Source organism: Mycoplasmopsis glycophila, assembly GCF_900660605.1.
Lineage (GTDB): Bacteria > Bacillota_I > Bacilli_A > Mycoplasmatales > Metamycoplasmataceae > Mycoplasmopsis > Mycoplasmopsis glycophila.
In genome coordinates, this window is sequence record NZ_LR215024.1 from 258,581 (window position 1) to 283,982 (window position 25,402).

The 25,402-nt window shown below is 27.7% G+C and carries 22 protein-coding genes and 1 other RNA gene; 11 read left to right on the forward strand and 12 right to left on the reverse strand.

Annotated features, from left to right (window positions below; translation table 4 throughout):
- The first annotated feature begins 5 nt into the window (after positions 1-5).
- From EXC46_RS01000 to EXC46_RS01035, 8 genes are read left to right on the forward strand one after another with little or no spacing between them, the layout of a single operon-like run.
- Complete coding sequence (locus EXC46_RS01000; RefSeq protein WP_027333540.1) at positions 6-518, forward strand: MSC_0623 family F1-like ATPase-associated protein; 513 nt, start codon at positions 6-8, stop codon at positions 516-518.
- A complete protein-coding gene (locus tag EXC46_RS01005; RefSeq protein WP_027333539.1) occupies positions 508-1,416 on the forward strand; it encodes an MSC_0622 family F1-like ATPase gamma subunit in 909 nt (302 codons plus the stop codon). The genes EXC46_RS01000 and EXC46_RS01005 overlap by 11 nt, the downstream gene beginning before the upstream one ends.
- A 2-nt stretch (positions 1,417-1,418) precedes the next feature.
- Positions 1,419-1,892 (forward strand): MSC_0621 family F1-like ATPase epsilon subunit, encoded by a 474-nt coding sequence (locus EXC46_RS01010; RefSeq protein ID WP_027333538.1) that lies wholly within the window; start codon positions 1,419-1,421, stop codon positions 1,890-1,892.
- Complete coding sequence (locus EXC46_RS01015; RefSeq protein ID WP_027333537.1) at positions 1,892-4,102, forward strand: MSC_0620 family F1-like ATPase-associated subunit; 2,211 nt, start codon at positions 1,892-1,894, stop codon at positions 4,100-4,102. Before EXC46_RS01010 ends, EXC46_RS01015 begins: the two co-directional genes overlap by 1 nt.
- On the forward strand, positions 4,102-5,631 hold the full coding sequence (locus EXC46_RS01020) for an MSC_0619 family F1-like ATPase alpha subunit (RefSeq protein ID WP_044888873.1): 1,530 nt from the start codon (positions 4,102-4,104) through the stop codon (positions 5,629-5,631). The genes EXC46_RS01015 and EXC46_RS01020 overlap by 1 nt, the downstream gene beginning before the upstream one ends.
- A complete protein-coding gene (locus tag EXC46_RS01025; RefSeq protein WP_027333535.1) occupies positions 5,631-6,998 on the forward strand; it encodes an MSC_0618 family F1-like ATPase beta subunit in 1,368 nt (455 codons plus the stop codon). The genes EXC46_RS01020 and EXC46_RS01025 overlap by 1 nt, the downstream gene beginning before the upstream one ends.
- Positions 6,999-7,001: 3 nt before the next feature.
- Positions 7,002-9,308: an Ig-specific serine endopeptidase MIP gene (mip, locus tag EXC46_RS01030; RefSeq protein WP_027333534.1), complete on the forward strand. Its 2,307-nt coding sequence runs from the start codon at positions 7,002-7,004 to the stop codon at positions 9,306-9,308.
- Between the two features lie 11 nt (positions 9,309-9,319).
- Positions 9,320-11,695, forward strand: a complete 2,376-nt coding sequence (locus tag EXC46_RS01035; protein WP_052353010.1) for an MIP family Ig-specific serine endopeptidase — start codon at positions 9,320-9,322, stop codon at positions 11,693-11,695.
- A gap of 35 nt (positions 11,696-11,730) precedes the next feature.
- On the opposite strand, the gene rnpB is transcribed toward EXC46_RS01035, so the two are convergent.
- From rnpB to EXC46_RS01055, 4 genes are all read right to left on the reverse strand, one after another.
- Positions 11,731-12,015, reverse strand: an RNA gene (gene rnpB / locus EXC46_RS01040) — RNase P RNA component class B.
- A gap of 18 nt (positions 12,016-12,033) precedes the next feature.
- Complete coding sequence (holA, locus tag EXC46_RS01045; RefSeq protein ID WP_027333533.1) at positions 12,034-12,984, reverse strand: DNA polymerase III subunit delta; 951 nt, start codon at positions 12,982-12,984, stop codon at positions 12,034-12,036.
- A gap of 3 nt (positions 12,985-12,987) precedes the next feature.
- On the reverse strand, positions 12,988-14,331 hold the full coding sequence (locus tag EXC46_RS01050; RefSeq protein WP_044888872.1) for a ComEC/Rec2 family competence protein: 1,344 nt from the start codon (positions 14,329-14,331) through the stop codon (positions 12,988-12,990).
- A complete protein-coding gene (locus EXC46_RS01055; protein ID WP_129622110.1) occupies positions 14,253-14,753 on the reverse strand; it encodes an MAG0490 family ComEA-like DNA-binding protein in 501 nt (166 codons plus the stop codon). The genes EXC46_RS01050 and EXC46_RS01055 overlap by 79 nt, the downstream gene beginning before the upstream one ends.
- 681 nt (positions 14,754-15,434) lie before the next feature.
- Here EXC46_RS01055 and infC point away from each other — a divergent pair.
- From infC to rplT, 3 genes are all read left to right on the forward strand, one after another.
- Positions 15,435-16,037, forward strand: coding sequence for a translation initiation factor IF-3 (gene infC / locus EXC46_RS01060; protein WP_027333530.1), 603 nt, complete (start codon positions 15,435-15,437; stop codon positions 16,035-16,037).
- Positions 16,018-16,206, forward strand: coding sequence for a 50S ribosomal protein L35 (gene rpmI / locus EXC46_RS01065; protein ID WP_027333529.1), 189 nt, complete (start codon positions 16,018-16,020; stop codon positions 16,204-16,206). The genes infC and rpmI overlap by 20 nt, the downstream gene beginning before the upstream one ends.
- Positions 16,207-16,271: 65 nt before the next feature.
- Complete coding sequence (gene rplT / locus EXC46_RS01070) at positions 16,272-16,625, forward strand: 50S ribosomal protein L20 (protein ID WP_027333528.1); 354 nt, start codon at positions 16,272-16,274, stop codon at positions 16,623-16,625.
- 182 nt (positions 16,626-16,807) lie between these two features.
- Here the strand turns inward: rplT and EXC46_RS01075 are convergent, their stop codons facing one another.
- From EXC46_RS01075 to EXC46_RS01110, 8 genes are all read right to left on the reverse strand, one after another.
- Positions 16,808-18,715, reverse strand: a complete 1,908-nt coding sequence (locus tag EXC46_RS01075) for a M13 family metallopeptidase (RefSeq protein WP_027333527.1) — start codon at positions 18,713-18,715, stop codon at positions 16,808-16,810.
- A 310-nt stretch (positions 18,716-19,025) separates the two neighbouring features.
- Positions 19,026-20,255, reverse strand: coding sequence for an IS3 family transposase (locus tag EXC46_RS01080; RefSeq protein ID WP_165005584.1), 1,230 nt, complete (start codon positions 20,253-20,255; stop codon positions 19,026-19,028).
- 92 nt (positions 20,256-20,347) lie between these two features.
- Complete coding sequence (locus EXC46_RS01085) at positions 20,348-21,055, reverse strand: pseudouridine synthase (RefSeq protein ID WP_027333812.1); 708 nt, start codon at positions 21,053-21,055, stop codon at positions 20,348-20,350.
- Positions 21,056-21,069: 14 nt separating this feature from the next.
- Positions 21,070-22,143 (reverse strand): nicotinate-nucleotide adenylyltransferase, encoded by a 1,074-nt coding sequence (locus EXC46_RS01090; protein ID WP_027333813.1) that lies wholly within the window; start codon positions 22,141-22,143, stop codon positions 21,070-21,072.
- Positions 22,144-22,156: 13 nt separating this feature from the next.
- The gene (locus EXC46_RS01095; RefSeq protein ID WP_044888939.1) at positions 22,157-23,407 is read right to left on the reverse strand and encodes a Y-family DNA polymerase; all 1,251 of its coding nucleotides are present in this window, start codon (positions 23,405-23,407) and stop codon (positions 22,157-22,159) included.
- Complete coding sequence (locus EXC46_RS01100; protein ID WP_027333815.1) at positions 23,407-23,823, reverse strand: iron-sulfur cluster assembly scaffold protein; 417 nt, start codon at positions 23,821-23,823, stop codon at positions 23,407-23,409. Before EXC46_RS01100 ends, EXC46_RS01095 begins: the two co-directional genes overlap by 1 nt.
- On the reverse strand, positions 23,813-24,967 hold the full coding sequence (locus tag EXC46_RS01105; protein WP_027333816.1) for an aminotransferase class V-fold PLP-dependent enzyme: 1,155 nt from the start codon (positions 24,965-24,967) through the stop codon (positions 23,813-23,815). The genes EXC46_RS01100 and EXC46_RS01105 overlap by 11 nt, the downstream gene beginning before the upstream one ends.
- Positions 24,968-25,336: a hypothetical protein gene (locus EXC46_RS01110; protein ID WP_129622111.1), complete on the reverse strand. Its 369-nt coding sequence runs from the start codon at positions 25,334-25,336 to the stop codon at positions 24,968-24,970.
- Between the last annotated feature and the right edge of the window lie 66 nt (positions 25,337-25,402).

Genomic DNA, 25,402 nt, shown 5'->3' on the forward strand with positions numbered 1-25,402 from the left:
TTTAAATGGCAATTATCAAGAAAAAAACAAAATCAATGTCAAATGAACAAAAAATATATCAAGAGAAGATCTTTAAAAATTATCACGAATCAAAACAAAGTCATTTCATCCCAAATGAATCATTTATCAATCAAGTGTTACTTGTTGCAAACTTATCTAAAAAATCATCAATCTGAAAAACATTTTATGAAAAAGGTTATGAAAACTTCCTAGCTAACAATGAAATACAGTTCCAAAAATTTATTCTTGGTTTTGAGAGAGATTTACGTTTTAGTTTGAATAATTTGGTTCCTAATATTTCCCAAACACCTAACTCTAAAATCCTCACTTTTAACTTTTCAAAGGTTGAAAATGAATTGGAACAAGACTTTTTAAATAAATTTAACAATATTCTTTTTGATTTATTAGAAAATGGTTATCATGTTGAGATTTTTCCAAATGTTATTTTGCTTTTTGATAAAAATTTAGATAAACTTACAGTTTTATTTAGTGAAGAGTTTTTAAAAGATGCACGTTAAAAAAATTAAAGAAAAATTAGTTAGTTTATCCAAATTAATGAAAATAGTTGAATCAAAGAAAAATATTACTTTGATTGATATTTTAAAGTTATCAAAAAAAATTAGCATTTACTATGAAAGAGCGATTCAAACCAAACATGTTATTGAATCTATTTTAGAAAATCATAATGTTGATTCACCATTATTAAATTCAAATAAACTATTAAACAATCAATTTGCAGTTTTAAAAAAATTAAACAATAAGCATACTAACAAAACAATTTGAGTTTATATCACAGAAGAAGAAAAATATTCTACAAACTCTTACTTTAAGCAAGAAAAACATCTTAGTTCTGTTTTTAAAGAAGAGGACCTAATTATCGCGATAGGTGAAAGAGCAATACGTTTTGCAAAAAGTGCAAATTACAATATTTTATTTAGTGCACAAAAAAACGATGTTGAAATTTTGTCGACAATTTTACCTTCACTTATTGAAAATTATTATCAAACATATGGTTTTCATGATTTAAAATTTATTCTTAACTCTTCCAAAATTAAAAACAATCATTTAGATGTTCTTCCTATGAAAAACTTAAATTTTAACCTCAATGTTAAAAGTCTTAAATTTGAAAAAGCAATTGATGTTCAAAAGATGAAAATCTATCCTGATGTTAAAGAGTTTGTGGAAGCAGAACTTGTTGGTTATTTAACGTATATTTTCTATACATTATTAAATGAGTCATCATTAATTTATCTTAAATACAAATTAGTAGCGCAAAACCAAAAAATCAATGATCTTGAAAAGAAATATAAACAAATGAACTTACATATGCTACGTGGAAAACGTGAATTAGAAGTTGAAGAGCTTTCGCTTTTAAGTAAAAAGAAAGACTTACTTCATGAAAGAAAGGAAAAATAGTAATGAGCAAAATCACATTAAAACTTGTTTCCGAATCTTTCGAAATCAAAAAACTCAAGATCACAAAATTTGAAATTAATAATGAATTAAAAGATTATTGAGTAACTTTTAAACCTAATTCTGTTGCAAGCATACGAAAAGGATTTTTCCGTTTAAGTGGTATTAAAGATCAAAACGAAAATAATGCTACCAAATATCTTATTTTAAACAATCCTTTTATTATTTATAGTGAAAACGAAATTGAACTGAGATACAAGGGAAAACTAGAGTTTTATGTTCATGAAAAAATGAATAAAAAAACTTTAAAAGATAAGAATTCGCAGCTTATTCATAAAAAACAACAACTTCAACTTATTCAATCGTATGAAGCTAATAACATTTATTTCTTTGATACATTAGAAATGTTAAAACTGAGAGAAGAAGTTTTTTATGAAACAGCTTTACTGAATTTTGAATTAGTAAAGGAGTGTAAATAATGAAAAAATCTAAATTTCACTTATTTTTAGGTTCGTTTGTTACTCCTGTGACTGTTTTTCCAACTGTTTTAACTTTATCTGCCACAGGGGATAATGAATCGAGCAATACAAATAATGCAGATGGAGATAATTCCAACTCGCAACCTACGATTAACCCTTCGTTTAATACTTTTGGTGAAGTTGTAGATAAAATTACACAAGAGAGATTATCAACAATTATAGACAACCAAATTCTTGAATTCCGTCGTAAGGCGCAAGATTTAGTTCAAATTGCTTCTGCATCATCAAATGAAATTATTAAAGCTATTTATTTGCAAAAAGTAGCTGACTATTTAGAAGATAATCGTGAAGCAATTTTAGAAAACCCACTAAAGTATGGATTTAATATTGTTTATCCAAAAGTTTTAGCTTTAAATAAAGAAATTTATACAGCAACTGTTCATTACAAAAATCAAGAATACCCAAGTATTAAATATGGAGTTACAGCTTCATATCCTACTGAAGAAGTTTTTCCTAACGAAACAGAGGGTGGAAAAGTTAATACAATTTCACTTGATTACTTAACAGAAAAAGTTTATACATATTATGATGAATTAAACACTGAATTTGCTGACATTTTTGCTAATAAAAATGACATACCAACTTTAAAATCTGCTGATGAAAATTCTAATTTAGGAAAAATAAACACTTCAATGTCGTTTGATGATTCTCACCAAGGAGTTACAATTTCAGTTCCTGAAGGTTTCGACAGTTGAGATGAATATATTCGCTCAAAAGTAATTCAAAGATTCACTTCTTTTGATTTGCTTCAAAACTCAAATGATGATGATATTGATCAAGATGATCCTTTTCCACCAATTACAAGTGATCAAGCACCAAACGATCCTTTGGAAGAAAGTGAATTTAAATTTGTGCCTGAACTAAAACCAATTATTAAGTATGAATTTTTCGAAACTTATGCACAAAAACTTAAAAATAGTGCAAACTATGAAGAACTTGTGCAAGAAAGTAATTCTGACATTAGTTTATTTAATGATAGATTTTACTTTGATAACCCTATTTTCACAAGATATGAATATAAAATTCAATCTTTAGCAATTGAAAGGGAAGGGAATAATAGTGTAGCAACTCCACAGCTTATTGTGAGTGTCAAAATTAGAGATATTTTAAATGTAGCAAAAACTCGTCTTTATAAAACTACTTTTGAAATACCAACAGATAAAAAAACTTCATTAAGTATTGAATCAGCAAGCAATTTAATGCGTGAAACATATAAGAGATTTTACAAAGCGCTTGGAATTGGGGAAAATATTCAAATCAAGAATTTAGGTAATAAAAGTTTAGTAACAACAACTTACAATATGATTGTTGCTGCGAATAATCTTTTAAAACCAGCAAGCGAAAAAGATCAATTTAAAAAAGAATATTTTAATTTAGTTCGACTTTATAAAAATGCAAATTACGAATTACAAGGCGAAGAACGCAAAACTCTTTTACCACAAGGTAACTATAAAAAAGAATTGTTAAACCTTTTTTTAGGTTCTCTTGATCGACTCACTTTCAATCTTGAAAACAATAATTTAAACTCTAAAAATAATACAGGTTATGGTTATTTTGAATATTTAATTGTGACATATAAAAAACTTGTAGTTAAACTTAAAGAAGTGATTGAACAAAAAAGATTAAGCATTATCAAATCAAATTTTAAAAATTTTGGTTATGATCTTGCAGTTCTTGAAAATGGATTTAAATATCTTACTGATGATTTAGATCTTCTGAGTGCTATTATTAATTCAAGTAGTTTTAATATCGAGAAAAAATATGATCATTATGTTTTAGTGCTTGAACAAGTTCAAAATACATTAATTAATTTAAGTATTCTAACAACTGCAGATTCTTTAAATCCACAAGACCGTGTTGCAAGTGGCGACAATCCTAGCAAAAAATTTGAGCAAGCATATGAAAAAATCAAAATCACAAAACCAATTGCTCAAAAAACTAAAAAAACAACAACTTTACAAATTTTAGGTTCAATCTTTAGTTTTATTGGATTATCAACTTTAATTAGCTGAATCTTATTAAAATTATCAAAAATCCAAAAAATTAAATTAAGTAGAAGAAGTAGCATTATTTTGATTGTTGTATCTTCTTTAACATTCTTATTAGGAATAACTTTAATAATCCTAAGTTTCATCGGAGGAATTTTATAATGAAAAAACCAATTATTACAGCAATATTTGATTATGTTGTAGAATTAAGCGGGAAATTTAATTATGCACAAAATCAAATTTTTCAAGTTCAAAATCAAAAACAAAATACACAAATGATGCTTATTTCAGCTACTGAAGATCGTGCTTTTTGTTTAGCTAATCAAGGTCTTGGCGAAATTGCTATTGGTTCAGAAGTAGAACCAGTTGCATTTAGTGATATCGTAAAAACTCCAAGCGATATTTATGGCAAAATTATTAACATAAATGGTGACATTCTTTATCCTGCATATTCTACTTTTTCAGGAGATTTTTTAGAAACATCACACAATATCTTTAATATTAATAATACTTTATTAGATTACGAACCACTTACTGAACAACTTTATACAGGATACATTAATATTGATTTATTAATACCTATTGGTAAGGGCCAAAGAGAGCTTATTATTGGTGATCGTAAAACAGGAAAAACGCACATTGCGCTTAATACTATTATCAATCAAAAAGGACGTAATATTAAATGTATTTATGTTGCAATCGGACAACAACAATCTCAAATTGCTTCAGTTTATAAGATCCTAAAAGAAAATAGAGCATTAGATTATACCTTTATAATCGATGCTTCTTCTTCGAATCCTTATGAACAATTTTTAGCTCCTTATATCGGAATGGCTCATGCTGAAAATATATCAATGAAAGATGATGTTTTAATTATTTTTGACAATCTAACAAATCATGCTAATGTTGTTCGTGAATTAGCGCTTTTAACTAATAAACCTGTTGGAAAAGAAGCTTTCCCTGGTGATATGTTTTACAATCATTCAAAATTACTCGAAAGAAGTGGTAAGTTCAAAAACCGTAAATCGATTACTGCTTTACCAATTATTCAAACAGTTGAAAATGATATTACTTCATTAGTTGCTTCAAACGTAATTTCTATTACTGATGGTCAAATTGTAACAAATAGCGAACTTTTTGCTTTAGGTAAATTACCAGCTGTTGATATTGATCTTTCAGTAAGTCGTATCGGTGGAAATGTGCAAAAACCTTACATAGCACGTGTGGCATCAGAGATTGGGAAATTATACAAAGCATATAAAAGACAAATTAAACTTGCATCTTTAAAATATGATCTCAACGATGATATGAGCCAACTTATTTCTAATGGGGCATTAGCTGAAACAATGTTTATTCAAAAAGGATTTTCAAGTTACTCTGAAAAAACAATGTTTTTAGCATCAAAACTTATAACTTGAGGAACATTAGTGGGTGTAACTGATATACAATTAGCTTTAAGATTTGTGAATTTATTCATAGAGCAAGATCCGCTTGCTAAAGAAATTTTTGAAAATTTAGTATCAAATAAACAAAAAAGCGATTCTCTTGCTAAAAACTTCTTCAAATTCGCTTTAAATGAATTTTCAAAATTCAATAATTTAAATTGAAATATTCAAGTTGATGAAGGCTTTGCGCCATTAAGCGATGAACTTCTTGTTTCAATTTCATATGAACTTAAGGAGAATAAATAATGAGTGCAAAAATTACAAAAATATGATCAGACGTTGTTGAAGTAAGTTTTAAAAATGAAGTTCTACCAAAAATTAACCATGTTTTAAAAACAAAAAATGATTTAAGTTCACTTTTAGTTAAGAAAATACTTAATGATAATCAACTTTTAGCAATTATCGTTGAGAGTAGAGAAAATCTTGTGATTGATCAAGAAATTTTCGCAACAGGTAAATCATTTATGGTTCCTGTTGGGAGTGATTCAAAAGGTGAAATTTTCAATATTAATGGTAAATCACTAACTAGCGATAAAACTAATTTTAAATTTGTTGAAATGGATTCTACTATTATTACAAATTCAGATTATTCATTTGAACCAGTAATTTTAGAAACCGGAATTAAAGCAATTGACTTTTTCATTCCGATTTTAAAAGGAGCGAAAGTAGGTATTTTTGGTGGAGCTGGAGTTGGAAAAACAGTTTTAATGAAAGAAATGATTTTCAACTTATCAAAAAACCAAGAAAGAACATCTTCGATTTTTATAGGTGCTGGAGAACGGTCAAGAGAAGGTGTGGAGCTTTATAATGATCTTAAAGAGTCAAACTTAATGCAAAGTTCAAGTATGTATATTGCTCAAATGAACGAAAGAGCAGGAGCGAGAATGTCAATTGTACCAGTTGGTATTACAGCTGCTGAATACTTAAGAGATAACAACAAAGAAAATGTTCTTCTTTTTATTGATAATATTTTCCGTTTCTTGCAAGCTGGAAGTGAAACTTCTGTTTCTCTTGATAAAAAAACATCAATTGGTGGTTATCAAGCAACTTTAAACACAGATATTTCACAAGTTGAAAATAGACTTTTTAGTAACGAAAATGGTGCTATCACTAGTTTCCAAACAGTCTTTTTACCAATGGACGATCTTTCGGACCCTTCTGCGGTTGCTGTTTTTAGTCATCTTAATGGTTCTTTAGTTCTCTCACGTGATGTTGCTTCAAAAAATATTTATCCAGCTTTTGATCCCCTTGAATCAACTTCAAGTAGTGTGGATCCAGTTATTATTGGTCAAAGACATTACAATGCTATTTTAGAAACTAAAAAAATCTTACAAAGATATAAAGAGCTCGAAGATGTTATTTTAATTTTAGGTATTGATGAGCTTGACGACGAATCTAAAGTTATTGTTAAAAAGACATTGCAATTACAAAACTTCTTCTCACAATACTTTTTTATGACAGAGCATTTTACACATGAAAAAGGTGCTTATGTTCCACTATTAGACACAATTACTTCTGTTGAAAGAATTTTAAGCGGAGAATTTTTAGATGTTCCTGCAGAGAAATTTTTATACATCAAATCAGTTGAAGATCTTAATCTAGATAAGGAGTAGTTTATGAAGAAAAATATTTCATGAAAACTTCTTTTATTAAGTTTATCCTCTTCAATTCCTTTATTAGCAGCTGCTTGTGCTGGTAAAACTATAAAGTCAGAGCCAGAACCAAAAAATCCAATTACAGAAAAAGGCGGCTCAAATAATGGAAGTTCTGAAGGTGGAGATGTTGTTGATTATCCAAATGACCCAAATAATGGATCTATTTCATTTCCAGGCTTTGAACAAGACAAAACAAATCAACCAAGTAAAATTCCATTGCCTAATCCTGAAATATCAAGCGAATATTCAAGACTTTTTAAATTTGATGATTTATCATTAAATTACAATAATCCGGATCAAGAAGGTCTTAAAAAATATATTGAATATGAATCTATTTATTTAAAAGAACTAATTAATCGTTTAAATATGGCTCCTTATGTTGAAAAATATAAAGAGTATTCAGCTGACTTTATTACAAATTTTGATAATAAATCAAAAGAAACTTATCAACCATTTTTTAGAGATGCTTTTCTTAAAAATTATTCAATTCCTGACCCAAGTGGATCGCATCTTGTTTTAAATCCGCTTCAGCATGATTTAAAACGTTCTTACTATGGTTCTGATGCAAACGATCGTGGTAAACCTAGATATTTAGCAAATGAACTTTACAAAAATGCAGCAATCGAGACTTTTGAGATTAGATTCAATAACCAAAATGACATTATTAAAAATGGTAAAAAAGGTGCTTTTAGAGGACAACACGAACAGCGTGTGTATAATGGTACTGCTTGAATTTTAGACTATGTACCAACAAATGACGGATCGTACCCAACTAAATGATATATCGCAACGAATTTACACGTTGTTATGCCATTTAGAAGGCAAGCAGGATTGCAAGGTGAGCCATACAAAAATCTAGCTCAATCACAAAAAGAAGCTGACGCTTTAAGAGAACCTAACATTCGTTACAATCAAATGATCGACGAGTCAAATGAAGCAATGCAAAAAATGGAGCAACTAAAATTAAAATATGGTGAAAATAATGCTGAATATAAAAAATTACTCAATAAATACACAATTGTAGATGCTAATAATCCTTCAGAATGAATTTTAGAATACAATAAGGTTTTAAAAGCTAAAAAAGAAGCTGAAAACAATGTTTATGGTTATACACAATCAATTACTTTAAGTAAGTTTCGAACAAATGTACCTATTCGTAAAGAGTTATCTCCTAACAAGTGAGATCCATGGATAGATACAGTTACTTTAAGACCAAATCAAGTGAAAATAGTTTATGCTGCAACAGATTTTTTAAATCAAAGTCCAAGCGATTATTTAGCTGCTGATGACCCTAATGCTAATTATGAAGAAATGGTTGATTTTGCAATTTTAGAGGTTGATTTTAGCAAACAACAACCTGATTCATTTGAAAATGCTATAGGTTATTCAAGCAATCTAGTTGATGGTTCAGATAATTTTACAAAAGTACAAAATGTTAATCAACTAGCTGAAATTATGACAAACGATTATGCAGGAACAAGATCTTCGGTGCACTCAAGAATGGCTAATTATGATGTTTTAACTGAATATGATAATATAGCTAATCAAATGGTCGAAGTTCGTGATGGTGATAAAAATATCAGCGTAAGCAAAATGAATGTTAACTTTATTGCTGTTGGTTTCCCGACTTCGCGAACAGATTATGATTTAAGCGCAAAATCACTTAAACCATCTCAAAGAGCATTATTAGATTACACTTCAAGTTTATGAACTAATAAACCAAGATCAAAAGATAAAGGTGTTATTGAATATGGACATTCGCTATCGAAAAACTTTGCTTATCGTAATTTTGTTAATAAACCAGGAATTACTGATTTAACAATCACTTCGCCAGTTTTTAATCGTGAAAAAAATGAGCCATTTAGTGTTGAAGTTTTTAAAGATCCACGTTCAACTTATCAAGGTGATAAATATTTAACCTATGGACTTGGGTATGTGCTTACTAATTGACAACCAATGAGTGGATCAAGTGGAAGCTCAATTAGAGATATTGATGGAAATATTTTAGCAATTAACTTTGCTTCTGGAGATATTCTAGGAAATACTTTAATCAACTTATCACAAGCTTTAAGAAGTAATGGTTATGATTACCAAGGACAATATGGTAAATATAACCTTGAGCAATATGATTTAATTTATGGTGGTGGAAAAAACCAGAAAACTTCATATCGCCAAGCACTCGAAAAGCTTTATGGTTCAAATTTTAAAACTAATTTATTCAAAAAAGGAACACAAATAATACCTGAAGCATATAAATTTAAAAAATAAGGAGCAAGATTATGAAGTTTTTTAAATCATCTAAAAAAATAGCGTCATTAATTCTTTTGTCGTCTCCTTTACCTTTTTTATTAAGTTCATGTTACTCAAAAATTCAAGATGCTAATTTTAGTGAAAACAGCGGTTCTCAAAATATTCAAAAAGCTCAAGAAAACAAAATTCAAGAAATTAAAGAACAAATTGTCGGTATTCGTTCAAAAATAAATACTGACATTGAAAATTACAATTCAATTTATGCTAACTGAAGTGAAAAAATTGACTTTTACAATAAAATTGGTGGAGACATTTCAAATGTTGAATCTGAAGTGAGACTCTTTCAATCTCAATACCAAGTCTTAAACGACAAGCTCAACGAGAAAATTGCTAATTATCAAAAAGATACACTTTGAAAAAATAATGCTCCAGCTCAAGATGCTTTAGCTAAATTAAAAGTCAAAATCGATCTATCGGATCTTGATTATCAAAAAGTTCAAAACACTCAATTAATTGCTTTATTACAGGCAATGAATGAAGAAAATTTAAAGACCAAACAGGCGCAACAAAATATTTTTAATAAAGAACAAGAATTAGCTCAACTTAAAACAAAGTATTTCCAAAATCAAGATGTAATTAGAAACGACTATGATACACTCCAAAAAATTTTAACTAATACAATTGCAAATATTGATGAGATTCGACAAAAAGAAAACGCTCTAAAAACACTTTCAAAAGTTCATTTAGTTAAAGATACATCTAGTGAAGTTATTCTTTTAAAATTAAGTCAATTAGAACCACTTCCTAAACTACCTAGCGATATAGCTCCTTCTACACCGATTGAAAATCCAGACCTACCAAATATTGATAACAATCCTTCACAACCAAATCCAGGTGATGAAAGTGAAGATAATTCAAATGTACCTTCACTTCCTTGAAACTTCCCAATCCAAGATTTTTCAAAAGAAAATAGTTATCCTGATAGCTCCTTTATGAGTCGATTTGAGAAACTTAAAAATTCACTTACTAGTGAAATGATTTATGGCGAGATTTACGACCGTACATTCACTTTTAAATATTCGATTCAAAATAAGGAAAATCAAAATGTACCATTCGAACCAGCTCAAGGTACAGCATGAATTATTGATTATCATAAATATACAAATGCAGCTAATAAATATAAAATTTTCATGGCCACAAATATGCACGTTCTTGAATTTTTTAGCAACGCACATAGTAATCCTAAACTTTTAAATTATCAAGATCCAACGCAAAATCAAGTTGTAGATTTTGCGTTAGGAAAAACAATTAATCGACCTAATTTTAACGACATTCCTAATAAATCTTGAAAAAATCATATTCAAGATAAAGGTGGAAATGTAAATTATCAGTATGGTAAACAAAACGGAATTTCAAGCCCTCAAATAGTTTTTGCTGCTGTGGATTTTATGAATGATCCTAATGCATACAATGGGCTTGATTTAGCAGCTTATAAAGCTAAATTTTTGGAATCTATAGAATATATTAAAAACGAAAATGGAGAGGCACAATATCAAGCTGCAGTAAGATATGCACAATCACTTAATAAAATTCCGTTTTATTCTGATTTTGCTATTTTTGAGTTCGATATTGATCTAAACTCCGCGCAAACATCTGGCACTCTAAAAACTTGAGTTAAAAATGCAATTGATGCTCTTGATCGCTATAATTTACGCAAAGGTGAAGTTTCACCAAACAGACTAGTTAGCGACATTCCTTTTCACATTGCAGACTATGTTTCGAAAGGTCAAAATCAACTAACTAAAGCTTATAGTGACTATAATAATATTTCGCTTGCAAATGCCAAGAACCTTTATGTTGCTGGTTATCCTGCTTCTAGACATGATTTAGTTTATTGAATGCAAAATAATCCAACAGAAAGAAATAGTGATATTATTAGTTATTTTAAATCTCCAAAAAACAAAGATGCATTCGCTTTTTCAACAAATAATTTCGATTCAAAAATTCAAAGCGGCAACCCAGCTGTAAAACGTTTTTGAAATAGACCATTTTTAGATTTTTACGGACTAATTTATAATATTCGCTTTTCTTCATTGTACTATGGAGCTTCAGGTTCGGTAGTTTATAATGATTTTGGACAAGTAGTAGGAATTTATAGTGGTGTAAGTCAAAGAGCGGAATATGGAGACTTACTTCAAGCTGCATCGTATACACCTTTAATTCAAGCAACAGATATTAAATTAGCTAATGGTAAAATAGCCTATGCTTACAATTTAATTGATGGAGCTGATAAGACTAAATACCCAAAACAAACTAGTTCGTATCGTGAAAACCTTCGAAAAATTTATCCAAATGGATTTGAAGATGGTTCAAAAACAACAACTATTTTTGAACAAGGTTATTAAAAAATAAAAACCACCATAAAGGTGGTTTTTATTACATCATAAACCGCTTTCTGTGCCTTAAATTAATAAGGTGTTGACAATTTATCTAACGTACTTAATTAAATACGTTCCCGAAATTCGTTCATTTCCTATTTCAGGTTCCTCTACCGTAATTTGAGTTTCTAGCTCATGGAGTTTACCCGTTTCACAATTCTCGTCTCTGTGGCACTAGTCGTCTAGGCCTAAGCTTATTGGGCTTAGCATGAACACTACTACCGTCGCAGGCAGTGCTAGTGCGGATTTTCCTAGATTACATAAAGTAACCTCTGCCAACTGATGTATTTATATCTTACTATTTTTTAATCGAAAATAAAGTTATTGATTAAAAAATATTCAAACAATTCTACTTCATCTAACGAACTAGATTTTAATTTATAATCAAGATCTGCTAGGTTTTTGATAATTTTGCGAATTTTTTTAATCCCGTATTTGGTAATTTGATCGAGAGCAAGCTTGATACGGTATTCATGCACTTTTAAAAATGATGCTATTTCTTTATTTGACATATTTAATTTTTTAAGGCTATAAATTTGGTGTGCAAAAATAAGTGATCATGAAATTTGTGAAACTAATTGAATAATAGTTTCTCCTGAATTGATTTTGTTTTTATATTCTTTATAAATTGTATGAAAATCGCCACTTTGAATTGCGTTTATCAAACTAAAGTTAGTTACTATTGCGTAATCAGAAATTGCTTCTTCAATACTTGCTCTATTAATTTTTTTATTAATCAGTAATAACTTATTAACTTCTTGTATTATTAAACCTAAATTATCAGGTAATTTTTCAATCAAAAACAAAACATCAAGATATGAAATTTGTCCACCTTTATTTTGGATATATTTAATTATTTCATTCGGCAAAATCTTTGAATCAATTGTTTCGGTGTAGATAACTTGAAGTTCAGGTATTTTAAAAAGTTCATCTGTAAATGTATTTTCTTGTATTTTAGCATTTTCATGAACTATGATTAATTGATCTTCTTTTTCGTTTTGCAAGATTTTTAAAAATTTCGAAAGTAACTGTTCATCTTCTTTTTTGATCTTTTTTTGGTTCAGAACATCAAGGTTATACATTATTATGCATCTTGAGCTTGATAAAATACTTTTAGAACTAATGAGATTTATTATTTCATTTAAATCTAAATCTTTATTCTTGAGTGAAACTATATCTTCAGTTTTATATTGTTGTTTAATTTTCTTAATTTTATTTTCAATCAAAAAAAGTTCAGCACCATAAATTAATGTCATAAATTAATTATATTTTATTCATCATTTTTTACGACTTAAATCTTTCGAATTTCAAAAATTTTTCGTTAACAAAGAGTATAAACTTAAATAAATAAAGTGATAAAAAAATGAGTTCAGTTCAACTAGCAGCGACAAGTTCATAAAATGCAATATATTGATAATTTGGAAAACAATTCTATTTAACAAAATTATGATAGGAACTGCTCAAAATAAAACAAGAGATAAAATTAAAATACATTCAAATAAAGCTGTTAGAAAAGGTGCGAAAAGAAATGTTGATCAAGATATTTCGTTATTAAAAATCAAGTTAATAAAAAGGCTAATTAGAGTTGTTTCAAGATAAATTTTTCACTTTTTAGATTTTAAATTTTGGCTATTTCAATAAAAAGCTAAAAAGTAAGTTATTCAAAAACCTGTTTTTAATGCGAGAAACGGATTTCAAACTAAATTAATAATGCCAATTAATGCCAGTAATTTATATTTACTAAAAAGAAAGTTCTTTTTAAAGATTTTTTTAGGAAAATAGTTTCAAATCAAAATAAAACTAATTGCACGACACGCAGAAACCTGTTTTTTTCCAAATCAAAAATAAATTATTAAAAACACAAATATTAAAATCCCTTTTTTATCAAATTTATTTGTTAATAACTTCAGGGTTTTAAATAGTATTAGATAGTGAAGTCCGCTTACTACAATTAAATGTAAAACTCCTAACTCCTTAATTTTTAAAATCATTGGATTTTCTAAATTAAAATTAAACCCAAAAAGGAGTGTAATTGTAAATTCTTTATAGTCAGGATCTAAATTATTAAAATATTTGAAAAAATAATATCTAATATCTCAAGTGCCAATTTTTTCAATTTGCTCTAAACTTATTTTTATTAGATTATTGAATGGCTTAAAATTCTTTATTATTTTTGCTCTAATTTGAATATTCTCATATAAATCAAGTTGAATATTTGAAGGCTTTTTAAATTCAAACTGGTTAAAAAATAAGTCGCTTGCAATTACTTTATTACTTGTAATATCAATAACTTTGAGCTTTTTAATTACGTTCTGACTAGAAAGTATTTTCTCTGCAATTATTTTTCTCACAAAAAAGAAGGTTATGATAATTAAGGTAGTAATCAAGAGTACATAAAGCACTTTTCAACCAAAAAGTCAGACATTAATAAAAACCATCAAGCTAATTAAAAATAAAACTGGCAATTTTTTAGTAACTAGAAAATAACAAAACAAAGACAGAGTCAAAAGCAAATTAATTCATTTTAGCTCAAAATCAAAATAGCTTTTAAAGTTTGTATTTCTTCAAATGTAAATTTTTTGGATGATGCTATCTTTTCTCATGTTGGAAGTTTTCCTTTTTGACTCTTCTTAAAGTTCAATAATTTTGTTATTAGTTTTGAATTTAAGCCAATATTTCTTAATTGTTTTTGATTTATGATTTCTGTTCATTTGAGTTTAAAATTTTTAAAAGGTATAAAAATTTCTTTATTTGTAGGTGCTTTAGCACTTAATTCAAATGATGAAAGATCCGCAAAGGAAGATATTTCAGCTTTGATAAATAACTCCCTAAAACTTAAGCTATTATTTGAAATAATCTTATCTTGCTTTGTACAACCACTTAAAATGTAAATATATTGTTTTTTGTTTAAGTTCACTTTATTTAAGTTACTTTGATAAAGTGTAAAGTTAGCTAAATACAACAAAAAACTAAAAGAACAAAGCAGCACAACTGCTCCAATAATTTTTATGATTTTTTTCTTCATCCATTAAGTAGATAAAAAAATTTCAAAAGTGTACAAAAAAAGAACTAAACTTACGTTTAGTCCCTTTAAATAAAATTTAATCATTAATTAAAAATTGAATATTGAAAAAACAATATCTTATTAATTTAGAAAATAAAAAACAAGTTGAGAATATGCGTCTATTTTTATGCGACATTTAAAAATAAACAATTCATCATTATTAAAAAGTTAATATAAACATGTTTAAAAAATATAAATTAAATATAAAAATAAAATAAAATTTTCGATAATACCAAAATTGTTTTTAATTAAACAGTGGTGGGACATATAGTCCCATATAAAATATACAACATTATAAAAACAATTAACATAAAGAAAAACAAGTTTTCTCCAAAAAGTGGAAATTATTCCATTTTCTTTTTTGAACATAAATTAGCATAAAATAAGCTATAAAAAACATTGCAATTAAATATTTTTTTCTATCAAAAAATCCTTTTTTTATTTTCTTTTGAATTTAGTCTAATGTGTTAAAATATAAAAGCAATAAAAAATTAATTGCAGAAAGTAGAATTTCACTTCTCACCTGATAGTCTATAACTATGGGTTTTGCTACAATTAATGTATCAATTAAATTATGGTACCTTTTTTAGTAGAGAAGAAGTGGTTAACCACTTTATTTTTATATTTGGGGATGAATAATTTATGCAAGACAAAAAAAGACCACAACAAGAACATATCGTTAACAACAACATACCATTTAAGCAAGTTTTTTTAGTTGCTTCTGATGGAGAAAAAATTGGTGTTAAATACACTAAAGATGCGATCGAGATTGCTAAAGCAGAAGGTAAAGATTTAGTTTTAATTAGCGTTAAGCCTAAACCTATTGCTAGAATTATCGACTATGGTAAATTTAAGTACGATCGTAAAAAGAAACAAAAAGAACTTAAAGAAAAACAAACAATTGTTCAAAATAGAGAAGTTCGTCTAACTCCTATGATTGGAGACAATGACTTAATGACAAAAAGTCGTAAGGCACGTGAGTTTTTACTCAAAGGAGATAGAATTAAAGTTTCTTTAAAATTACGTGGTAGAGAAATTGGACGTAAAGATTTAGGTATGAATACTTTAGATAAATTTTTTGCAACATTGGAAGATATTGCTGATAAATCGACAGAACCTAAATTGGTCAATGAACGTTTCTTGGATATGAATTTACAACCAAATAAACAAAAAATCACTAAATATCTAAAAGAACAAAGTCAACAGACTAAAGAAGGAGAATTAAATGCCAAAAATGAAAACTAAAAGTGCGTTAAAAAAACGTATCAAAGTTACCGGTACTGGTAAAATTTTAAGAGAACAAGCTTTCCGTTCTCATTTAGCACAAAATAAAACCACAAAACAAAAACGTCAAGCACGTAAATCTGCTCTTATGTCAAGAAGTGACCTTAAAAGATTTAAAGCATTGATTTAATAATTTGAATTTGTTATTAAATATTTCGTTTTTATAAGAATCATTTTAAGAAAGGAAAAATAAATATGGCAAGAGTTAAAGGTGGAACAGTTACAAGAGCAAGACGTAAAAAATGACTTAAATTAGCTAAAGGATACTTTGGACACAAATCAATCGGGTACAAAGTTGCTAAACAACAAGTTGTTAAAGGTTGAACATACGCATTTAGAGACCGTAAACAAGTTAAAAGAAACTTCCGTAAATTATGAATCGCTCGTATTAATGCTGCTACAAGAGCAGAAGGAATGAGCTACTCTTCATTTATCAACGGACTTAAAAAAGCTAATGTTACAATTAACCGTAAAATGCTTTCAGAATTAGCTATTAACGAACCAAAAACATTTTCAATGTTAGTTGAAATTGCAAAACAAGCTAAATAATAATTTAAAAATACCTTCGGGTATTTTTTATTTTGCAATTTTATAAATAGAAAAGAAACCTCAAATTAAAAATCAAATGAAGATCTCAAATATGTGTTACCAATCTAGCTTATAAATCGATTTTTAAAAGGTTTTTTGCTCATCTTCATGCAATAAAAAAACGAGCAATGCTCGCTTTATTATTATCAAATTTTAACTCTTTTTGAAGGTTCGATATACATTCCATCACTTGGTGTAATGTTATAAGTTTCGTAGAATAAATCACAGTTGCTTAATTGTACGTTTGCTCTTTGTTTTCCAGGAGCGTGCACGTCAGATTCTAAACGTCTTTTAGCAGCTTCTGGTTTTGATAATATTCTTCAAATTCTAGCTCAGTTTTCAAAAAAGTCTTCTGCTTTAAAATCAGGCTCTTTTTGAGCAGCTTCTAATGCACATGAAAAACCACCCATGTCAGCAATGTTTTCTGAAACAGTAAGTGTTCCGTTAACTTTACCGTGTTCTGTTTCGATACCATCGAAAATTTCGATAGCAGCTTTTGTTTTATCTTTAAAAACTTTGTAATCATGTTCAGTTCATCAATTTTTTAAGCTTCCATTTTCGTCAAATTGTGAACCATTATTGTCAAAAGCATGTGAAATTTCGTGAGCTATAACAGCACCAATTCCACCATAATTTGCACCTGATGAAGCGTTAATGTCATAAAACGGTGCTGAAAGTATTGCGGCAGGGAAGACAATGTGATTGAAAAATGGATGGAAATATGCGTTAATAGCTGCTGGTGACATACTTCATAATTTGTCGTTTGTTCTTTGCATATATTGATCAAAATTATGTTTTGTAAGAACTTGTGAAGCAATTTTGAGATTTGAAACTAAATTTCCGCCTTGTTCATATGTTTTGAAAATAAATTTGTCATAGTAACTTTCAATTTCTTCTGGATAACCTACCATAACACCTAATTTATTTAATTTAACAATTGCTTTTTCTGCAGTGTCTTTGCTTAATCAATTATTAGCTTTTAATCTTTTTTCGTAAATTTGAATCATGTTTTTAACCATGTTCTCAACATTCTTTTTAGCTTGTTCACCAAAATAAGTTTGAGCATAATATAAACCAATTGGCATTGAAAAGTATTTTGAAACAACATCAAAAGCAAAATCTTCTAAACTACGTGTTTGATCAATTGAGTATAGTGCTTTTCTAAATGATGTAGCAATTTCTCTTGTTTCTTCTGTGATATATGATGCTGTATTTTGTAAGTTTCTAAAGAATAATAATGCTTTATATCCTTCAAATGTTTCATCATTAAAGATTTTGTCAAGATTTTCGAAAAATACGACATTATCAATAGCAATAGTATCAACTTTTTGATTTTCTACTAATTTTTCAGCAATTTCTTTGATTGGAAATAATTTTGATTTATCTGCAAATCATTCAATGTTTTTTGGATTATATAGTGAAACATAGTCTGCTTTTTGTGTATTTGTAAGTAAATAATCTTTTAAAAGATTATCAAATTCTAAAGCTTTTTTGATCATGTGATTTATTGTTTGATCATCTAAACCATAACTTTTAGCTAATTTAAAGCTCATATCACTTCAAACTTTAAGGAATTTATCTTTGTCTTCTTTGTCATAATTTTCTTTTGAAGGTAAAATTGAACCTAATTGACTCATTCATAACACTTTAATTCTATTGTTAATGAAATCTTGTGAAACATAAAATCCAAGTGGCAATCCAATAAATTGATAATCAAGATCAACATATTGTTTTGCAACATCTTGAAAACTTTCAAGTTTTAAAATCTTATCTAGATCAGTTTTAGCAACAGATCATCCTAATTTTGTTCTTGTTTCTACATCCATAACCATTTTGTATAAAATAATCATTTCTTGCAAGTGTTTATTGTTAGGGATCTCTTTTTTTCCTGTGGCTCAGTCGCTTATTAAGCCTTTTAATAGTTTTTCTAACGCTAAATCCATTTCACCGAAAGCACTAATATTTGGTCTATCGCTAGGAATTTGAGTTGATTGCAATCAGTCATGATTTATGTAATCGTAAAAATCATCCTGTAATCTTTTTTTTGTCATTTTTTCTCCTTTTGTTCTTTATATATTTAATTAAATTTATTATAAGGTATATTTGCATTTTTATCGGCTAAAAATAATTATAAAAGCATAAAAAGCTATATCTTACAATAAATATTTAACATGTTTTGTTTTTTTAATTTATTGACTAATTATATTTTAAAACAAACATTAGTCAAGTATTTTTTAGCATTCTAATTATAACATTGCTAAAAGAAGTTTGATATTTTTTGCTTGTGCATTTTTTTCTTATTCTTTCTTTCAAAAATAAAAAAAGCAAGATAAACTGGGACACGAAAAGTGGACAAAAAGTTTAATTTGCTAAAACACCTCAACACTCTTGAGGTGTTTTTCAATTTAATACTGATTGAATTCTTTCGTTGTTGTATCAAAACACAAAATCATCAATCAATGATTTTAATTCATTAAAAGTTATTTTTGTAATGTCGATTAATTTTAAACATTCTGATTTTAAAATCGAAAAGAAATATTCTGCTTCTCTATTATCTAAAGAATTTCCAACTCTACCCATTGATACAACACCATTGTTTTTCTGAATTAAATCTACATAAGTTTTTGAAGAATATTGGAAACCATGATCAGAATGAGCTATTCATTTTTTGTCCATTTTGATTTTAGACATATGTTCCATTACTAGTTCTAAATCATTTCTTTTTGAAAGATTATAATTAACAACAAATTTGCTTTTGTGATCAATCGCAACAGATAAAAATACAAAATTGTTTAAGCAATCTTTTGGTGCAGAAATATAAGTAACATCAGTGGCAATTATTTGGTTTGTCTCTCCGTGATAATCACGATTAACAAGATCTATAAATTTTACGTTTGTGTTCTTTTGTTCTCTGTCTATTTTCTTTCTTCTGATTAAACAAAATAAGTTTAATCTTCTCATCGCTCTACCAATAGTCCTATAATTTAGATCTATTTGGAATTTTGTTCTAATATAACTTTCCAATCTTTTTCTACCAAACAAACCCTTATTTTTCTTAAATGACTTAATTATTAATTCATCATATTTAGTATTTACAGATTTTTTTCTTGTTTGCTGATCTTTAGTTTTTAGATTGTGAATTGTTGACTTAGATTTATTAAAGCATAGGCCCAATTTTCTTGTAGAAAGTGAAGATTTCTTAATTTTAGAAATATCAACTTCAATATTATTTCTATCAAAAGAGTCTTTATAAATTTCTAAAATTTCAATCAATTGTTCCTTAGGCATTTTTTCTCATTCCTTTTTTACAATTTCAATAGGAGTAATTTTTTGCCTTTTTGGTCTACCTGACCCTTTACCTTTTTTAGATGATTTACCTGTTTGCGATTCTATATTTATCATTCCTAAATTATATCTGTTATACTTGAAGACAAAATATTTTTTAGCCTCATTGAATTTTCTATCAAAAAAACTAAAACCTCTGATTGAATAATATTTAAGTTCAAAATCATTTTTTGATATCAAATTATTTTTGTAATCTTCGTAACTAGCGAATAGTTCTAATCATTGATGTGCCTTTAATTGTCTCATAATACCTCCTAAATATATAAAAACACGAAATATGGTTGTGTCCATATTTCGTGTCCTAGTTTAAGATCTTAAAATCCGCTTATTTTGAATAATTAATCTTCTTTAACAATAGCTCTTAATGTTTTGAGTTCCTTCATATTGAGAGGTCTATATTCACCTAAAGGTATACCTTTAACTGTAACTCCACCAAATTCGACTCTCTTTAAATTAATAACTTCTTTTCCTACTGTTTGAAATAATAATTTAACGTGATGGTATGTTCCGACTGTTAGAACTACAAAATAACTTTTAGGAGCTCCTTCGATCGGAATAACATCTTGAATGCTTTGTGTATTATTAATAAAAACAGGTTTATTTAATTTTGCTAATTCAATTTTAGTAAGCGGCTCATTTAATCTTGCACGATACACTCTTACCACTTTATTTTTAGGGTGCATTAATTTATTAGCTAAATCACCATCGTTAGTTAAAATTAAGACACCTGTAGTATCATAGTCTAATCTTCCAACAGGAAATATTTTATAAGGAGTGTCAATTAAATCGGTTACTTTAGTACGATTGAAGTTATCTTTGAGTGTACAGATAGTTTTTGGTGGCTTATTTAAAACAAAATAAACTTTTTTCTCTTCAGAAATTGGTTTACCATTTACTTTAATATCATCATCAAATGTACCTTTTTCTCCAAGAGTTGCTCTTTTACCATTTATTGTTACTTTTCCATCAAGAATTAATTTTTCAGCTTCTCTTCGCGAAGCTATTCCTGCTTTAGATAATAATTTTTGTAATCTTTCTTTTTCCATTTTTTAACCTTCTTTTATTTTAAAAAGTACTGATACAACTTGATAGCTTCATCATCCAAAGTAACACCTGATGCTTTGATTTGTTCTAAATTATTTTCAACAACTAATTTAAAACCTAATTCTAAATCTTCAAATACTTTTTCTCTAACTTTTTGAATTCCAGGATATTTTCTTCCATCACAAATTTTGTCTGCAATAAAAATCACTTTATCAAAGTCACTAAAATTATAGTCCATTGTAGTATGAAATTCAATTGCATGTAATATTTCCAAATCAGTTACACCATAACAATGTTTTGCTCAAAGCTTGCCACAAAGTTGATGCATTTTGTGTTTCGGGATATTTAATCCAGGGTAAAACTCATTAACAAAAGCTTTCGAATTTTCATAAGTTCATTCTTTAGCAATGTCGTGGATTAAACCTGCCATGTATGCTTTTTTAGCATCTAGTCCATGTTTTTTAGCAAGTTCTGCTGCAAAACTAGCTGTCGCAACAGAATGCTTTGCACGTAAAGCTGATAATGAGTTGTGAATAATCATTTCAAGGTAAAGACCTTTGTTTTGAATATAATTTAAAACTTTTGGATCAAGCATATCTAAATAACCTTTTTTGATTTCTGTTGAGCTAAAATCAAAAAGTTTATTATTGAGTAAAAGGCAATTATATTTTTTAAGATTTGTTTTATTAATTTTGGAACTTCTTTTTACAACAACAATTTTTGCAAGTATTGAAATTTCTTCAATTTCTTTTCATTTATGAAGTTGTGGTAAGTTATCTGAACCAATAATAAAAAACAATTCATCATTTGGGTACTTTTTACTAAAATACCTAATTGTGTCAATTGTATAATTCACACCACCTTTTTTAATTTCAAAATCAGAAAGTTCCATTTTATCTTCTAAAACTAAATTAATCATATTAATTTTATCTTCATTGCTAGCTTTCTTTGCTTTCTTTTTAAAAGGAGAGCAATTAGTAGGTACAAAGATCATTTTATCTAGCTTTAATTCATCTCTTACATACTTTGCAACTTCAATGTGCCCGATGTGGATTGGATCAAAAGAACCACCATAAATTCCTATTTTCATATTTTCCTCGTCTTTATTTTTTGAATATTCCGCCACTTGATTCAAAAAAGTTATCTTCTTTTTCTTTCTTTTGTTTTTCTTGATATTGCTTTAATGTCATCGCATTTTTAGAGCCTATTTTTGAATTGATTTTTAAAATTAAATGCGATACACTAGAGTTTTTCGGAATGTCTAATTCTGTTTTTACTTGATTATTAAAAAGATTAACTGGTTGGTAAGTCTGATGTGCATCTTGTAAATCAGTTAATCTTACGCCTAAACCTTTTCATTCCTTATTTGCAAAGTTTTCTCTATAAATTTTAATTACACTAGGCAATATTTCTTCTTCTTTTTGTGTAAAAAGAGAAAGCTTCATTTGTTTGCTAATTCACTTTTTATTCTTATCTCTTGCTATAACTGTGATTGTTTTGCAAACTAGTTTCTTAATTTCTAATTTTTCAATTAGTTCGTATGTAATTGAACGCAAGATTTCTTCGTGATCATCTAAAATATTTTCATTGCTATCAAATGAAATTTCTTTACCTATACCTTTAGGATCTTCTTTTTGTGCAAAAGGAATTCTTTCTTGTTTAGTAGGATTAAGACATTCAATAATTTCTTTAGCATTTTTGCCGAAAACATCTTTGAGAAAGCTAGTTTTGTCTTTATACTGTGCTAGATCACCAATAGTTAATATTCCTAACTCCTTTAATTTTGGTGCAGTTCTTCTTCCGATTCCATGAAAACTTTCAATCGGCAAGTTTCAAAAGTTTTCTTGATAATTATTTTGATCAGTTAGACCTACATTAAAAGGCTTAATTAAGTTTGTAGTCATTTTAGCAAAAAATTTATTATATGAAACACCAATACTAATTGGTATTTTGAATTTTTCTAAAACTTCTTGTTGAATTTTTTTGGCATATTCTAATGCTTTATCTAGACTTTCGATTTTATCTGTAATATCGATATAACATTCATCGATTGAGGCTATATCAATTCTTTTGCTAATTTTATTGTAAAAATAAGCAAAAATATTGCTTGATAAAGTTGAAAAAAGTGAATAAATAGGCTGTACCACTACTAAATTGGGCACTTTTTTTCTAATTTCACTAACTAAAGCTCCAGCTTTAAAACCGAACTTTTTAATATCATACGTCATCGAAAGTGCGATTGCATTAGTTGTTGTTCGAGCACAGACCATAGGCCTATTTTTTAAATTAGGTTTAATAGTTTTGATTGCATTAACAAAATAAGAATCAAAATCAATGTGTAAGATAACTGACATTATTTTAAAATAGATTCAGAAATTAAAAGAGCACAATTCACACGATTTAAATGAGTTTTAACATTAAAGAAAACTCATAATTCACCTAGTGAGCTTATTTCTTCTTCTGTAAGATTTTCTTGTTTTACAAATTTTGTGTAAATCTCTTTAATTCTAGCGATTTCATCTTTATTTTTATTTTTAATTAAATTTAAAAATATATCTGTTGAAGCTAGAAAAATAGCACAACCATGACCATCAAAACTTACTTCATCTAAAAGATCACCTTTTCATTTACGCTTTAAAACTAATTTATCAGCACAAGAAGTGCTAAAAAAACTTTGAGTGTCTGTTGCTTCGTTTAGGTTTTTTTTATTTTCGGGATTCATGTAATGTTTCATCACAATTTCACGAGCTTCATTTTGATTAAAATGCATAAAAATCACCTCCATTTTTTAAAACTTCAATTAATTTATCGATATCATCAAAATTATTATATATACCTAAAGAAATTCGTAAGTATGATTTTTCACTACGAATGTTTCTCAAGTATGGGGCGCATAAAATTCCAGCTCTTGTATAGATATTTTTGCTTCCTAAATAAGTTGCAACATCTTGAGAATTGATGTTTTTGACGTTGATTAAAGCTATATAATCACCTTTTTGAGATAAAACATCAATGTTATCTAACTTTAAAAGCTTTTCATGTAGATAATTAGATAATTTAGTAAGCACTTTTTGTGTTTTGTCATAACCGATTGTATTAAAAAAATCAATTGCTTTTTCAAACATGAAAAAGCCAGCAAGATTAGGCGTCCCGGGTTCAAATGCAGCAATAGTATCTTTGAGTCCTCAATTTGAATTTTTATCTACCTCTGTAATGCTTCCACCACCAAATTTAGCAGGAGAAAGTTTTTTAAGTAATTCTTTTTTAATTGCAAGAACACCAAAACCTGTTGGGCCATAAAATTTATTAGCACTAAAAACAATTACATCAAAACTAGTTAAAGAGACCTTTTCATGAACAATTGCTTGTGCAGCATCAGAAACTACTAGTGCACCTAATTTATGTGCTTTTTTGATTATTTTTGAAACTTCTTCTTTATGATTGAAATTGTTTGTTTCTTGAGCAAAAGCTATGATTTTGGTTTTAGGAGTGATATCTTCTAAAAGATTTTCAGAGTACTTAATCTTTGCACCAACTTCTTTTGCTACTTCAATTCAAGGAATAATATTTGAACTATGGTTATATGTTGAGAGCAATATTACATCATTTTTTTTCAATATTTTTTTGGACATTAAAGCAAAATTATTGAGTGATTCAGTTGTGCCTGAAGTAAAAATTACTTCTTCAGGAGAAGCGTCAATCAATTTGGCTGTTTTTTCTCTTGTTCGCTCTAAAGTTTGGTAAACAATATTCCCTAATGGAGTGTCTGATGTTCTTGTAGAAATAGATTGATTTAAGTAAAAGTCAGTATTAGCATCGATTGCACTTTTTGGTTTTAAAACAAGCGCTGCACTATCAAAATAAGTGATTTTTTTTAAAATTGGAAAGTGTTTTCTAATTTGAGTATTTTTCATTTATAACAAAATCTTTAGTAATTTAATTAAGGTAATATTGTAATTAGGTTTATATTTAAAAGAATCTAAAAAATCATAATAAAAACTACGTTTGCTTTTATTTACTGCAATTTTGTTTTCAATGGTATAAGGACTTTTCTTAAGGAAAATTAAGTTAACTTTCTTGGTAAAAGACTTATATGAAAGTTGATAAAACATAAATTTAATAAAATTAATCATCATAGTTTTATCTTGCTGTGATGCAGTGTCAGTAAAAGGCAAACATGTTATAAAATCACTTATTAAATCATCGATATTTTCTCATTTGGATTTATCATTTAATTTAGAAAAATCTAACTCATTAAGTTTTGTGTCTTTTATAATTTCCAAATTTGCAAATTCTTTTAAGACACTATTAATCTTTTTTTGCCAAAAAATAGTGTTTCACAAGAATAG